The sequence below is a fragment of the Stenotrophomonas sp. FW305-C-20-S1 genome, from assembly GCF_058783335.1.
Map to the genome: position 1 here is coordinate 22,669 of NZ_JBYTEK010000043.1, position 13,450 is coordinate 36,118.

A 13,450-nucleotide genomic window follows, 5' to 3' on the forward strand; every position below is an offset into this window, starting at 1 on the left:
TACCCCCCCCCCCCCCCCCCCCCCCCCCCCCCCCCCCCCCCCCCCCCCCCCCCCCCCCCCCACTACCGATCAACGATGGGCGAGCGCGTAATCGAGCGCCGAGCACACCGCCGCCACCTGCGCGTCGTTGCACTGCTGCGGCGTCGCGCGGGGGCTGTCCGGGTAGACCTCGGTGGTGGTGGTGTACTTCGCCCCGGTGATACCGGCGCACAGGCCCAGCGGCACCAGCGCGTACTCGATCACACCATGCGCGACCACCGGCGAACCGATGATCTCGCCCTTATCGTCGGCCGGTGCGATATGGGTCACCTTCTCCACTTCGGCGACCACGGCCTGCTGGAAGGCCGGCTGCGGATTCCCGCTGTCGTCCACCAGGTAGAAGCCATCGGGAATCAGGCCCGGTTCGAACGGCTTGCCATCGCGCGCGGCGAGTGCGGGACGGAACTCGCTTTCGTCGCTGTCGGTGGTTTCGTGCAGGTCGATGTGCAGCACGAACTGGCCCTTCAACGGTGCGATCAGTTCGATCAGCGCCGTCGATTCACGGGCCGGGCCGTCCGCGCGGAAATTGCGGTTCGGGTCGATCGCATCGAAGTTCCAACGGTTGATGCGCTCGAAGCCCCACGGATTCACGCACGGCGCGACCAGCAGGTTGGCCTTGCCGGCGTAGTGGGCGGCATGTTTTTCGAGGAACTCCAGCGCTCCCATTACGCCACTGGTCTCGTAGCCATGCACGCCACCGGTCACCAGCGCGGCCGGCAACGCCGGGTTCCAGTCGCGGCTGCGCAGGGCGAACAGGGTGTAGGTCTCGCCTGCATAGTCGAGCTGGCCGTAGGCCACCCTGTCGAAATGCCCGGCCAGTGCATCGATGCGCGGCAGCACCTCCTCGTCGTAACGGCGCAGGCGCTGCTGGCGCGCACGCCACTGCTCCCTTTCCGCAACGCCCCACGGCTGGCCAGGGGTACCGACGGGGTAGAAAGCAGCAGTGGACATGGCAGTTCTCAGCGGGTCAGGAGGCAATCGGCCACTTTACCACCGGGCAAAAGCGCTGAACGGCGGACCGATTCCAATGGCGAATGGAATCAGCAATAATTCTCATTTACGACCTTCCACACTCTGCACCGATGCCCATTCCTGCCCCGCAACCGGCCCGCCTGCCCCTGGCTGCCGCCCTCGCCCTGTGCGTGTTTCCGGTCGCCAGCGCGCTCGCGCAGGACAGCGCCACCACGCTCGACAGCATCCAGGTGTCGGGCAGTTGGTTGGGCACCGGCCTGCACGACAGCGTCAAGAGCTTCGCTGGCGCGCGTACCGTGGTCGATCGCCAGCGCATCGAGGCCAGCGGCGCCGCCAGCCTGGGCGATGCCATGCGCCGCATTCCCGGCGTGCAGGTCACCGACAACTCCGGCACCGCTGGCAGCTCGGTCTCGCTCAACATCGGCGTGCGCGGCCTGACCGGCCGTTACTCGCCGCGCTCGACCGTCCTGCTGGACGGCGTGCCACTGGCGGTTGCGCCGTACGGCCAGCCACAGCTCTCCTTCGCCCCGGCCAGCCTGGCCAACATCGAATCGATCGACGTGGTACGCGGCGGCGGTGCGGTGCGCTACGGGCCGCAGAATGTCGGCGGCATCATCAACTTCAGCACCCGCGCGATTCCGACTGCGGCTGGCCTGCACGGCGAGGCCGGCGTGCGCTACAGCGCTTACGACCACGGCGGCGGCGACAGCACCCAGTACAACGCGTTCCTCGGCGGCACCGCCGACAACGGCCTGGGCATGGCCCTGCTGTATTCGGGGCAGGACGGCCGCGGCTGGCGCCAGGGCAGCGATGACCGCTTCGATGATCTGGCGCTGAAGTTCGCCTATGCCATCGACGCACAGCAGGAACTGCGCGCCAAGCTGTCGTACTACGACGTGCGCTCCCTGACTCCGGGCGGCCTGACCCGCGCCCAGTACCAGGCCGATCCGTTCCAGAACACCCGCCCGTCCGACTTCTGGAAGGGCCATCGCACCGGCATCGACCTGGGCTACACCAACACGCTGTCGGAGAACAGCGAGTTCGAGGTGCTGGCGTATTACAACGAAAGCAACCGGGCCAGTTCGCTGATCAACGCGGCCAACACACAGATCACGGTGCAGCCGCGCGACTACCGTGTGCTCGGCATCGAGCCACGCTACACCCAGCGCCTGCACTGGGGCAGCAGCGTGCACGACATCACCGCCGGCTACCGCTTCCTGCGCGAGCGCGGCAACGACCGCAGCTACACCGTTACCCGCCGTACCGGTGCGACCGGCGCGACCACCCGCTTCGACAACGCCACCGATGCGCACTCGTTCTACGTTGATGACCGCATCGCCATCGGTCGGTGGCGGGTCACGCCCGGCGTGCGCATGGAGTGGATCGACATGGACCGCCGCCAGGCCGGCGGCGGCGCGACCTTCAGCAGCCGCAACGACAAGGCCCTGCCCTCGCTCAACGTCGCCTATCTGTTGACCCCGCAGCTGACCGTGTTCGGCAACTACACCACTTCGTTCGGGCCGGTGCAGAACATCCAGTTGAACTCGCAGAGCGCGACCAATCCGCTGAACCCGGAAATCGCCAGGACCACCGAGCTGGGCGCGCGTTGGCAGGATGGCGGGCTGCGTGCGGAAGTGACCGTGTTCAAGATGCGCTTCGACAACCAGATCCTGCAGGTGCCGGGCATCACCCCGCCCACCTTCCAGAACATCGGCGCCACCGACCACAAGGGCGTGGAAAGCGCGATCGAGTACCGCTTTGCCGAAAGCAGCGCGCTGGCCGGGCTGGAACTGTACGCGAACTACACCTGGACCAAGGCCATCCAGCAGTCCGGCGACAACCGCGGCCTGGATGTGCCGTTCTACGCGCGCGATACCGACAGCGTCGGCGCCCGTTATGCGCTGGCCGGCTGGACCTTCAACGTGTCCAGCACCCACCAGAGCGGCCAGTTCTCCGATGCCGCCAACACCTGGGAAGAAGCCGCCGACGCGCGCGTAGGCCGTGTACCCGGCGTACGCCTGTGGAACGCGCAGGCCGCCTGGCAGCTGCCCTGGCTGGCCGACAGCGAGGTCGCGGTGGGCGTGAACAACCTGGCCGACAAGCGCTGGTACACCCGCAACGTGGATGGCAACGCCGGGCGCATGGTGGCCGCGCCGCGCACGTTCTACGTGCAGGGCCGCTACCGCTTCTGAGCATGGCAACCGCCTGATGCGGTGACGGTAGCGCTCACGGTGGCGGCGTATCATGCCGCCACCATGTCCTCCACCGCTTCGCCATCGCGCCTGCATCTGGCCTTCCAGGGCCTGCGCCTGCGCCTGCGCGGCAGCGACCTGTGGTTCATCGCCCTGGCGCTGGTGGTCGGGCTGATCGCCGGTGGCCTGACCCTGTTGCAGGCTGGGCTGGCACGCACCCTGCAGACGGCGTTGTATGGGCTGGACGAGGGCATGCGCCTGAGCTCGCTGCCCGCTTTGACCTGGACTGCCCTGCTGGTGCTACCGCTGGGTGGCCTGGTGGTGGGCCTGGTCAGCCTGGCTGCCACGCGCCTGAAACGCCCCCTGCTGGATGCCGTGGAAGCCAATGCACTGCATGGCGGCCGCATGTCGATGCGCGACAACCTGATCGTGTTGACCCAGACCCTGGTCTCCAACGGCTGCGGTGCTTCGGTCGGACTGGAGGCGTCGTATACGCAGATGGGCGCCGGCAGCGGTTCGCAGCTGGGGCGGGTGATGCGCCTGCGCCGCAACGACGTGCGCATCCTGGTCGGTGCTGGCGCGGCCGGTGCGATCGCCGCGGCCTTCGGTGCACCGCTGGCCGGGGCGTTCTACGCCTTCGAGATCGTCATCGGTGCCTATACGCCGGCGGCACTGGCGCCGGTTGCGGTGGCCGCACTGGCCGGCGCCTTCGTTGCCGACCAGGCCGGCGTGGACGCCTATCTGCTGCCGGCGGCATCGACCATCGACGTGCGCGCAGCCGACTATGCGATCTACGGCCTGCTCGGCTGCTGCTGTGCGATGGTCGGCATCGTGGTGATGCGCCTGATCGCGTCCATCGAAGGCACGGTCAAGCGCAGCCCGCTGCCGTTGTGGGGGCGCCCGGTGGTGGGCGGCCTGCTGCTGATTCCGCTGGCCCTGGCCAGCCCGCAGGTACTGTCGTCCGGCCACGGAGCGCTGCACCTGGACCTGACCACCCATCTGCCGCTGATCTGGATCGGCGGGCTGCTGACGCTGAAATGCCTGGCCTCCGGCATTTCGCTGGGCTTCGGTTTCCGCGGCGGCCTGTTCTTCGCCTCGCTGTTCATGGGCACCCTGGTCGGCACGCTGTTTGCCGGGCTGCTGGCGATGGCCACCGGCGTCCCGGTGGTCGACGCCACGTCGGCAGCGCTGGCAGGCATGGCTGCACTGGCCGCGGCGGTGGTTGGCGCACCGATGACCATGGCCATGCTGGTGCTGGAAGGCACCCACGACTTCCTGCTGACCAGCGTGGTGATGAGCGCCGTGCTGGTGTCCAGCACCCTGGTGCGGCAGTGGTTCGGCTATTCCTTCTCGACCTGGCGCATGCACCTGCGCGGGGAAACCATCAAGAGCGCGCGTGACATCGGCTGGGTGCACAACCTCAATGCCGGGCGGATGATGCGCAAGGGTGTGGCCACCGCCCCGGCCGACCTCGATGCCGCCGCCTTCCGCCAGCGCTTCCCGCTGGGCTCGGGCAGCCGGGTGATCCTGATCGACAGTGAAGGCCACTACGCTGGCATCGTGCAGATTCCGCGCCTGTTCGGCGACGGCGTGAAGCCCGAGGACGTCGTAGGTACGTTCGCCGAGAACCGCGACGTGGCACTCGCCGCCAGCGCCGACGTGGTGACCGTGATGCAGCGGTTCGACCAGACCCAGGCCGACGAGCTGGCGGTGGTGGCCGACGATGGCCAGGTGCTGGGCGTGGTGTCTGAAGCATTCGTGCGCAAGCGCTATGCGGAGGAACTGGACAAGCGCCAGCGCGAAATGATGGGCGAGCGCGTCGACGAGTAGATCCACGCCATGCGTGGATGATGCCCCCTGCCCCTCCACGCGTGGCGTGGCTCTACTGTCACCTGCGGGAGGTAGACTGCGGCCATGCGCTTCATTGAAACCTTCCAGCCCGGCCCCTTTGCCGACACCGTGGTCAGCCTGCTGGCGGCGTTCGTGCTCGGCACCCTGATCGGCGCCGAACGCCAGTACCGGCAACGCACCGCTGGCCTGCGCACCAACGTGCTGGTGGCTGTCGGCGCTGCCGCCTTCGTTGACCTGGGCATGCGCATCGCCGGCAGCGCCGAGGCCGTGCGGGTCATCTCCTACGTCGTCTCGGGCGTCGGCTTCCTCGGCGCCGGCGTGATCATGAAGGAAGGCATGAACGTGCGCGGCCTGAACACCGCCGCGACGCTGTGGTGCTCGGCTGCCGTGGGCAGCTGCACCGGCGCGGACATGCTGGCCGAAGGCGTGCTGCTGACCGTACTGATCATCGCCGGCAATACCCTGCTGCGGCCACTGGTGAACGCGATCAACCGCATCCCGATCAACGAAGCCGCCAGCGAAGCGACCTACGAAGTGCGCCTGAGCGTGGATGCCGACGCGGTGCCGCGCGTGCGCGAGCGCCTGGTCGATGCGCTGGAAGCCGCGCAGTACCCCGTTGGCGACGTGCAACTGGTGGAGCACGCCGATGCGCCCACTGATGTGATCGCAGTGCTGGTCAGCACCGCGGTCAGCGCCGACGAACTGGACGTGGTGCTGGCGCGGATGGAACAGGTGCCGGGCGTGCTGCATGCCACCTGGGAAGTCAGCACCCGCGATTGAGCGGGTGTCGGCAGTTCATCCGCGCGCTACGCGCTGCTGCGCTCGCAGCAACCTGCGGAACGACACGCAGCGCCGAGCATCCTCGGCGTGTGGACAGGCGGCAGCCCGCCGCAGCCGATCCTGCGCCCGCTGCAATCTGCGGATCTGCTGCTGCAGCGCATCGGCCCGGGCCAGCAATGCCGTGCGATCCAGTGCAAGCCCTGCCCCCTGCGGCATCGCTGCGCCGATCTGCTGCAGCGACAGGCCTGCCGATTGCCCCAGGCCGATCAGTGCCAGCCGTTCCAGCACCTGCTCGTGGTACTGCCGGCGCAGGCCGCGACGCCCCAGCACCTGCAACAGGCCGAGCTGCTCGTAGTAGCGCAGCGTCGAGGCCGGTACGCCACTGCGGCGAACCACCTCACCGATATCCAGTTCCTGCATCGTGCTTGACCTCAAGTGGGCTTCAAGCGCCACCATGGTCGCACTCCCCGCGCAAGGCAAGCCCATGGACGATTCACTCCCGCTCGATCAGAACACGCTCTGGAACGGCGCCGCCGGCGAGAACTGGGTCGCGCAGCAGACCCTGCTGGACGACCTGTTCCAACCGATGGCCGATGCCCTGCGCGACGAGCTGCCGGTTACCGTCACGGAACTGCTGGACGTGGGCTGCGGCACCGGCGCCAGTACGCTGAGCGCCGCCGCAGCACGCCCTGACGCCCATTGCACGGGCGTGGACATCTCCGCACCGATGCTTGACCTGGCCCGTCAGCGCGCCGCCGCGATCGGGCGCGGGGTCGACTTCATCGTTGCCGATGCCCAGCGCCATCCCTTCGCAACGGCGCGCTACGATTGGATCCAGTCGCGCTTCGGGGTGATGTTCTTCGAGGACACGCAGGCCGCCTTCGCCAACCTGCACCGTGCCGCCCGAACGGGCGCGGGCCTGCGCTGCATCGCCTGGCGCAGCGCCCAGGAAAATCCGTTCATGACCACCGCCGAGCGCGCCCTTGCAGACCAGCTGGTGCTGCCGGCGCGGGTACCGGGTGCACCGGGGCAGTTCGCTTTCGCCGATGGCGAACGGGTGCGCCGGCTGCTGCAGCGTGCCGGATGGCAGGACGTGGACATCGCGCCGCTGGACCTGACCTGTTTCCTCAGCCGTGATGCGCTGGCCAGCTACGTCGGCCAGCTCGGACCTGTGGGTCTGGCTCTGCGTGCGTTGCCGGCCGCACGCGCCGAAGCGCTGCTGCAGCAGGCGCTGACCGCGTTCGCACCGTTCATCGAAGGTGACCGTGTGCGGGTGGAAACCGCCTGCTGGATGATCCGCGCCCGCGCATAGCAACAGAAAAGGGGACGGAGGGGATCAAGTCGTTCATGCCCCGGTTGTGCGGGAAACGACTTGATCCCCTCCGTCCCCTGCTTCTCTACAAGGCCTCGCCGGCATCGGCCAGGCGCGATTCGATGAGCGCATACCACTGCTCGAGCATGTCGACCAGCATGTCCAGCTCGGCGTCGGCACGCTGCGCGCGGCCGCTGCGCAGGCACGCCTGTGCTTCCTGCAGCTGGGTGAGGAAGCCGGCAACGGTGTCGGCCTGCAGGATGAGGCCCGGCAGCCGGCGCCCGGGAATGCGCACGACCGCATGGTTGCCGAGCTGGCCGTACACGCTGAGAGTGGCTTCCGTCTTCATGGACAAGGGCAGGAATTGGGCATTCATCAGGTGCACCAGGGAAGAAACCTGCCCACCGGCAGGCGTGGAAAACGGGGGAGACGTTTCCACGTCCTGCCGGCAGAACAGGGGGGACTCGGGATGCCGGGGCACGCCCCGGCGCGGGGATTCAGTGCGACCGGGCCACGCCCGCGATCTGCACCCGGCGATTGGGCGCCAGGCAGGCGATCAGTTCGCGCCGGTTGCGCTGGTCGCACTGCACCAGCGGTTCGGCAGCACCCCGCCCTTCAGCGCTGATGCTCGCCGCGGATACGCCGCCCTGTACCAGCGCCATGCGCACCGCCTCGGCACGTCGCTGCGACAGCGTCTGGTTGTAGGCAGCGCTGCCGATGCGGTCGGTGTAGCCGACCACCTGGATAGACTGCACCTGGCTGGCCTCACGCACCTGCGCCAGTACACCCTGCACGGCCTGCTGGCCGCTGGCACTGAGTACGGCACTGTCGAAGCCGAACAGTGCATCGGCAGCCAGCCGCAGCGGCTGCTCCGGCAAGGGCGCCGGCGCCGGCGGTGGCGGCGGACGCGGCGGGTCGAGGACCGCTGCGCACGATTCAGGCTTCCAGTAGCCGCCCTGGGCGATGCCCTTGTTGTCGAAGCGCACCTGGAACTGGCAGGTGAAGTACTCCGCGCCCTGTGCGGTGCGGAAGTTGAACAGGTAGTTCCACTCGCGCACGCCCCACATGCCTTCGTTGAAGTGCGGGGTGCCGAGCAACGTGTACAGCTGGCGCTTGCTCATGCCCGGTGCGAACCGGCGCAGGTCGGCGATATCCGGATAGATGCCTTCCTTCAGCGATGCCTTGCTGGCCTCCGGGAAGGTGACGGCGGTGCTGTCGGCGGGGCCGTCGGCGGCCGGTGCGTGGCTGCGGCAGGCAACCAGCAGCCCCGCGGCCAGGATCAGGCCCAGCGTGGCGGCGACGCGGCCACTGCGAGCGATGCGATGCGGTTTCATGTCATTCCCCCTGTAGACGTTGCCCGCTGCGCCGGGCCGCGAATGCGACCCGGCGCAGGCGATCACCACTGGATGCCGGCACCGACGGCCACACCGGCCTCGCCGCGGCTGTTGGTGGAACCACTGAACTTGTAGATCCAGCGACCGCCCTCGGAGACACCGGAGATGCCCAGGGCCACGCCGGATTCGCCGTTGTAGCTGCCGGCGGCGATCGAGGCCATGTTGCGGCCAGCCTCGCTGGGCTGCGGCAGCGATGCGGTTGCCATCGCCGAGGCGATACCGGCCGAGGCGCGGTTGTCGGTCTTGCGCAGGTCGCGCTCGAAGCCGCCCATGCGCTCATCGGTGTAGGCCTTGGACCAGTCCAGGGTCTGCGCCATGCCCGACTTCAGCTGGTCGACGTTGACCGCGTCGGTACCGGCGGTGCCGGCAGCGACGTTGCGCACCGTGGTCGGGCCGCTGCTGGTGCTGCCCAGAGTCACGCTGTTGTAGTTGGTGGTGCCGTTGGTGGTGGTGTCATAGCGGATCGTGCCCTGCTGCGAAGCCTGCAGCTGGCGCACGTTGACCGCATCGGTCGCCTGCGAACCATCGGCCACGTTGACCACCTGGCGTTCGGCACCGGCTGCACCCACCGACACCGTATTGGCGCGGTTGGCGACCGAGCCCGCACCCAGCGCCACCGAGTTGTCTGCCTGCGCCTGCGAGCCGTTGCCCAATGCGGTCGAGTTGGCCCCGGCCGCAGTGGAGCCGGCACCGCCCGCGGCGGAGTTGGCGCCGGTGGCGGCCGGATCGGCCAGGTTGTTGCTGTTGTTGGCGCGGAAGCTGCCGGCAACGTTGGTGATGTTCTGGATCTTCTGGTCGGTGTAGGCCTTGGACTGGTCGATGGCGTAGTTCACGCCGTTCTTCAGCTGGCCGACGTTGGTCGCATCGTGGTCGTCGGAGCCATCGGCCACGTGGGTGATCTTGCGCTCGCTGCCACTGCTGCCCACCGCCACCTCACCGGACGAGTTGCTGGCGCCGGCCTGGCCATAGGCACCGGTATAGCCGGTCTGCGCACCGACGCTGGCCACCGAACCGGCACCCAGCGCAACACTGTTGCCTGCGCTGGCATTGGCACCGTTGCCGACCGCTACGCTGCCCGCACCGGCTGCGCTGGCCTGTGGGCCGACCGCCAGTGCTTCGGCACCGGTGGCCGTGGCTGCGGCAGCCGTGGAGTTGACCGCCAGGTACGGGCTGCCGCCGCCGCTGCTGATGCGCTGGTTGAGCACCCGCAGCGAGCCGTCCACTGCAGAGAACGCAGCGGTGACGTTGCTGTAGTCGTTGCCGGTGATGGTGCCATCGGTGGCGATGGTGGAGATGTTGAAGGTCGGCGCGGTCCACAGCCCGGTGCTGCCGTTGTACACGGTGCTGCCACCGAAGTAGCTGGCCACCGTCTGGTGCGTGCTGAACAGCTGGTCGCCGGTGATGGCATCGCTGCTGCCCGCCAGGATGCTGCCGGCGGCCACGTTGGTGACTTTCACCGGTGCACCGCCGGTGCCGCTGAGGGTCACGGTATCGACCACGTTACCACTCCCGTCCACGTCGTACTTCACGGCGCGTGCGTCCAGGTCATCGGTCTGCTCGGCCACATTGGCCAGCGAATTGCTGACCGCATCGAAGGCCGTGCCGACGTCGTTGTAACTGCCCTGGCTGACCGTGCCATTGGCGGCGACGTTGTTGAGCGTGTAGGTCGGCGCGGTGACCACGCCATTGGCATCCACTGCAGCGCCGCCGCCGAGGTGGGTGGCCACCGTCTGGTTGGCCGCGAACAACTGCGCACCGTTGATCGCTTCGCTGCTGGCCGCGCTGATCTGGCCTGGGCCGAGGTTGCGCAGCGTGGTGGCGGTTCCGGACTGGCCGAGCGTCGCACTTGCGTAGTTGACGCTGCCGTCGCCGTTGAGGTCGTAGCGCAGCGCGCCCTCTTCGGAAGCCTGCAACTGACCCAGGTTGACCGCATCGGTGCTGGCGGTGCCGGCGGCGACGTTGGTGACCTGGCGTTCGGCGCCCGCGGCACCGATCGACACGCTGTTGGCCCGGTCGGCCAGGCTGCCGGCACCGACCGCGATGCTGTTGGCGGCGGTTGCGCTGGCACCGGCACCGACGGCGATCGCTTCGGCGCCGCTGGCCACGGCGTCGGCACCGGTCGAATTCACCCGCAGGTACCGGGTGCCGGTGTTGCGGATGTCGTTGATCTGGGTGTTGAGGTTGACCAGCGAACCATCCACCGCATCGAAGGCGTCGGTGACGTTGTCATACAGCCCCGGGGCCACGGCGCCACCGGTGGAGATGGTGCTGATCTCGAACAGCGGTGCGGTGAAAGTGCTGGTGAGCGGATCGAACGCTGCGCGTCCGCCAAAGAACTTTGCCATCGTGTCGTTGCTGGCGAACAGCTGCGCACCATTGACCGCCTCGCTGCTGGTGGCGTTGACCGCGCCGGCGGCCAGGTTGCCGATGGTGGTGGTGCCGGTGCCATTGCCGAGGGTGACACGGCGATAGTCGGGGTCGCCTGCACCATCCAGGTCATAGGTGACCGCCGCCGCGCCGACCGCGTCGATCTGGCTGATCGCACCCTTCAGCTGGGCCACGTTGACTGCATCGGTGTTGGCGCTGCCGGCCGCCAGGTTGGTGATCTGCCGCTCGCCACCGCCTGCGGTGCCCACCGACACTTCGCCCGCCGACACCTGTGCGGTGGTCAGGCCGTAAGCGCTGTAGCTGGCCTGCGCGCCGCGCAGTGCGGCCGAGCGATAGCCCAGCGCCACCGAGTTGGCCTGGTTGGAGGTGCTCTCTGCGCCGAGCAGGGTCTGCCCGTTGGCAGTGCCGCTGGCACTGTCGCCGACCACCACCGAGTGCCCCATGCGTGCTGCATAGTCGGCGGTGGGAACGCCGGTCGGATCGCTCGGATCATTGGCGCCCGCGCCCGGGAAGGCGACGTTGGCGTCGACCTTGGGCAGCTCATGGCGGGCGTTGGCACCGATCACCACTTCCTTGGAGCCGTTGGCATAGGCGCCATCGCCCATCAGCACCTGGTAGTCCTGAGCTGCGTTGACCGCCCAGCAGGAGATGTCCGCCAGCGCGATGTCCAGGCACTTGGCCGCCCAGGCCGGCGAGTCCGTCGGCAGCAGCAGGCCGAGCAGGCCACCGGGATTGCCGTTGTTGATGTTGTAGATGTAGCTGTCGGAGGTGACGCCACCGATCAGGGTCAGGTGCGAGCTGCCACCGGTGACCGCGCCACCCAGTCCGTTGAGCGTGGTGCCGACCGGCGTTGCATTGACCACCGGCAGGCCGAGCACGTTGACCGTGGAATAGGTCTGCATGACGTTGGCGGTGCTGAGCTTCAGGTTGCCGTTGGACAGGTAACCGGTGCCGCCGAACAGGCTGGCCGTGGTCGGTCCGAGCAGTTCGGTGACACCGCCCACCAGGCCACCGGTACCGATCACCAGGCCGGCGTTCGGGTCGGCAGCGGCGGGCGCCTTCGGGCTGGTCGGCGGAATGGCCGACGGCGAGGTCAGGCCGAGGCTGCCCAGGGTATTGCCGACCAGGCCACCGACCGCGCCGGTCAGGTTGCCGACGGTGCCGTTGAGGTCACCATTGAGCAGGCTGCCGACCGCGCTGCCAACGCCGTTGAGCGCAGTGCCGACGCCGTTGAGCAGGCCGCCCAGGCCAAGCGCGCTGTTCTGCGCGGCGACGGTTGCGGTGCCGGCCAGCTTGAGATTGCGATCGGCGACGATTTCCTCGCCGTCCTTGCCCTGCACCCGTACCTTGCCTGCCACGCCGGTATCGAACGCTGCGGTGATCGCGCGGTCATCGGTGTCACCCGGCAGCTCTTCCTTGGCCGGCAGCGTGACCGCTGCGGTGGCACCGATCTGGCCCTGGCCTTCGATGTGATTGCCGGCCACGACCAGCTGCGAATCGACCTTGCCATCCACGGCCGCCTTCAAGCCGGACGGCGTTACACCCGCTTCCGCGGCAACCTGGGTGCCGGCGTCAATGCTGGCAACCGGCTTGCCAGCGACGCCGACATCGGCCTTTGCTGCCGCGTTGGCGGCCAGACCCAACGGCGCCTGTGCGGCCGGTGCGACGTTCGCCGCAAGTGCGGCATCGACACGGGTAGCGGCTGCAGTGCCAACACCGATGTTGGCGCGCACGTCGGCGCCCAGCACCGGTGCAGGCACCTGGCGCGGCGCGGCGCCGGCCGCCAGCTTGACCTGCACGGTGGCCGGCAGCACGTCGCGCACGACCGGCAATGACGTTGTGCTCAGCTGCAGGCCGACGCGTGCGTTGGCACTGATCGCCGGGTTCGCCTGGGCCTGTCGTGCAGCCGCGGCCAGCGCCACTTCGGCATCGACCTTCACCGGCATCGGCTGGGTGTACTTGGCCGCCAGCGCCTGCAGGTCGCGCAGCGATTGATTGGCCTCTGTCGCCGCCGCAGGTCCGCTGGCCAGCACGCACAGCAGTGCCATGGCCAGAGTGCTGGGCACCAGAAGGCTGGCACGACGGTCGCGCGGTGTGGTACCGCCGCTATCGCCGGTGGCCAGTTCCGAGGCCACAACCAGAGCATTGAGCTGGCGGTTCCATACACGCCGGTAGATGCGGTTCATGAGCATTTCCCCCGTAGGCGGACAACTTGAATGTCAGTGGACTTGCCGTTAGGCAGGTGACTGACATTTCGCGCCTTTCAGCGAGGGCTGAGCACTTCATTCCGGCAGGGCAATCGCGCATTCCGGCAAATCCACGGCCGGATTCGGCAGCCACATATGCAAATCCGGCAGGGAGGGCTGGCCGGGCTGCCGCCCGGCACCCGCAGAGGCAACGGCAACGGCAACAGCCGAAAGCAAAAGCGGGTTTCCTGCGGGATGGCGGGGTGGGTCCGGTTGCGGGGGACGCCGTAAACCCATCCTTGGGGGCTTGGCCGCGGCATCCATGCCGCGGACACC

The 13,450-nt window shown here is 68.4% G+C and carries 9 protein-coding genes and 1 pseudogene; 4 read left to right on the forward strand and 6 right to left on the reverse strand.

The window, feature by feature from the left end:
* Positions 1-69: 69 nt before the first annotated feature.
* Positions 70-990, reverse strand: a complete 921-nt coding sequence (locus AC3WTC_RS17990; protein ID WP_263929287.1) for a M14 family metallocarboxypeptidase — start codon at positions 988-990, stop codon at positions 70-72.
* A 131-nt stretch (positions 991-1,121) separates the two neighbouring features.
* Here AC3WTC_RS17990 and AC3WTC_RS17995 point away from each other — a divergent pair, with 131 nt between their 5' ends.
* The 3 genes from AC3WTC_RS17995 to AC3WTC_RS18005 all read left to right on the forward strand — a co-directional run bounded on the left by AC3WTC_RS17995 (position 1,122) and on the right by AC3WTC_RS18005 (position 5,834).
* On the forward strand, positions 1,122-3,203 hold the full coding sequence (locus AC3WTC_RS17995; protein WP_492712142.1) for a TonB-dependent receptor family protein: 2,082 nt from the start codon (positions 1,122-1,124) through the stop codon (positions 3,201-3,203).
* A 63-nt stretch (positions 3,204-3,266) separates the two neighbouring features.
* Positions 3,267-5,033: a chloride channel protein gene (locus AC3WTC_RS18000; protein WP_051562466.1), complete on the forward strand. Its 1,767-nt coding sequence runs from the start codon at positions 3,267-3,269 to the stop codon at positions 5,031-5,033.
* 84 nt (positions 5,034-5,117) lie between these two features.
* Positions 5,118-5,834 (forward strand): MgtC/SapB family protein, encoded by a 717-nt coding sequence (locus AC3WTC_RS18005; RefSeq protein ID WP_025878554.1) that lies wholly within the window; start codon positions 5,118-5,120, stop codon positions 5,832-5,834.
* Between the two features lie 15 nt (positions 5,835-5,849).
* Here the strand turns inward: AC3WTC_RS18005 and AC3WTC_RS18010 are convergent, their stop codons facing one another.
* Positions 5,850-6,254: a MerR family transcriptional regulator gene (locus AC3WTC_RS18010; protein ID WP_032975300.1), complete on the reverse strand. Its 405-nt coding sequence runs from the start codon at positions 6,252-6,254 to the stop codon at positions 5,850-5,852.
* A gap of 64 nt (positions 6,255-6,318) precedes the next feature.
* Here AC3WTC_RS18010 and AC3WTC_RS18015 point away from each other — a divergent pair, with 64 nt between their 5' ends.
* Positions 6,319-7,146 carry a class I SAM-dependent methyltransferase gene (locus tag AC3WTC_RS18015; RefSeq protein WP_492712145.1) on the forward strand — a complete coding sequence of 276 codons (828 nt, stop codon included), beginning with the start codon at positions 6,319-6,321 and terminating at the stop codon, positions 7,144-7,146.
* A gap of 85 nt (positions 7,147-7,231) precedes the next feature.
* Here the strand turns inward: AC3WTC_RS18015 and AC3WTC_RS18020 are convergent, their stop codons facing one another.
* The 4 genes and pseudogenes from AC3WTC_RS18020 to AC3WTC_RS18035 form a co-directional block, all read right to left on the reverse strand.
* The gene (locus tag AC3WTC_RS18020) at positions 7,232-7,522 is read right to left on the reverse strand and encodes a DUF6959 family protein (RefSeq protein ID WP_170929478.1); all 291 of its coding nucleotides are present in this window, start codon (positions 7,520-7,522) and stop codon (positions 7,232-7,234) included.
* 121 nt (positions 7,523-7,643) lie between these two features.
* On the reverse strand, positions 7,644-8,480 hold the full coding sequence (locus AC3WTC_RS18025; RefSeq protein WP_025878550.1) for an OmpA family protein: 837 nt from the start codon (positions 8,478-8,480) through the stop codon (positions 7,644-7,646).
* Positions 8,481-8,542: 62 nt separating this feature from the next.
* A complete protein-coding gene (locus AC3WTC_RS18030) occupies positions 8,543-13,114 on the reverse strand; it encodes a YadA-like family protein (protein WP_492712147.1) in 4,572 nt (1,523 codons plus the stop codon).
* A gap of 96 nt (positions 13,115-13,210) precedes the next feature.
* Positions 13,211-13,450: pseudogene (locus AC3WTC_RS18035) on the reverse strand (hypothetical protein); the annotation flags it as partial.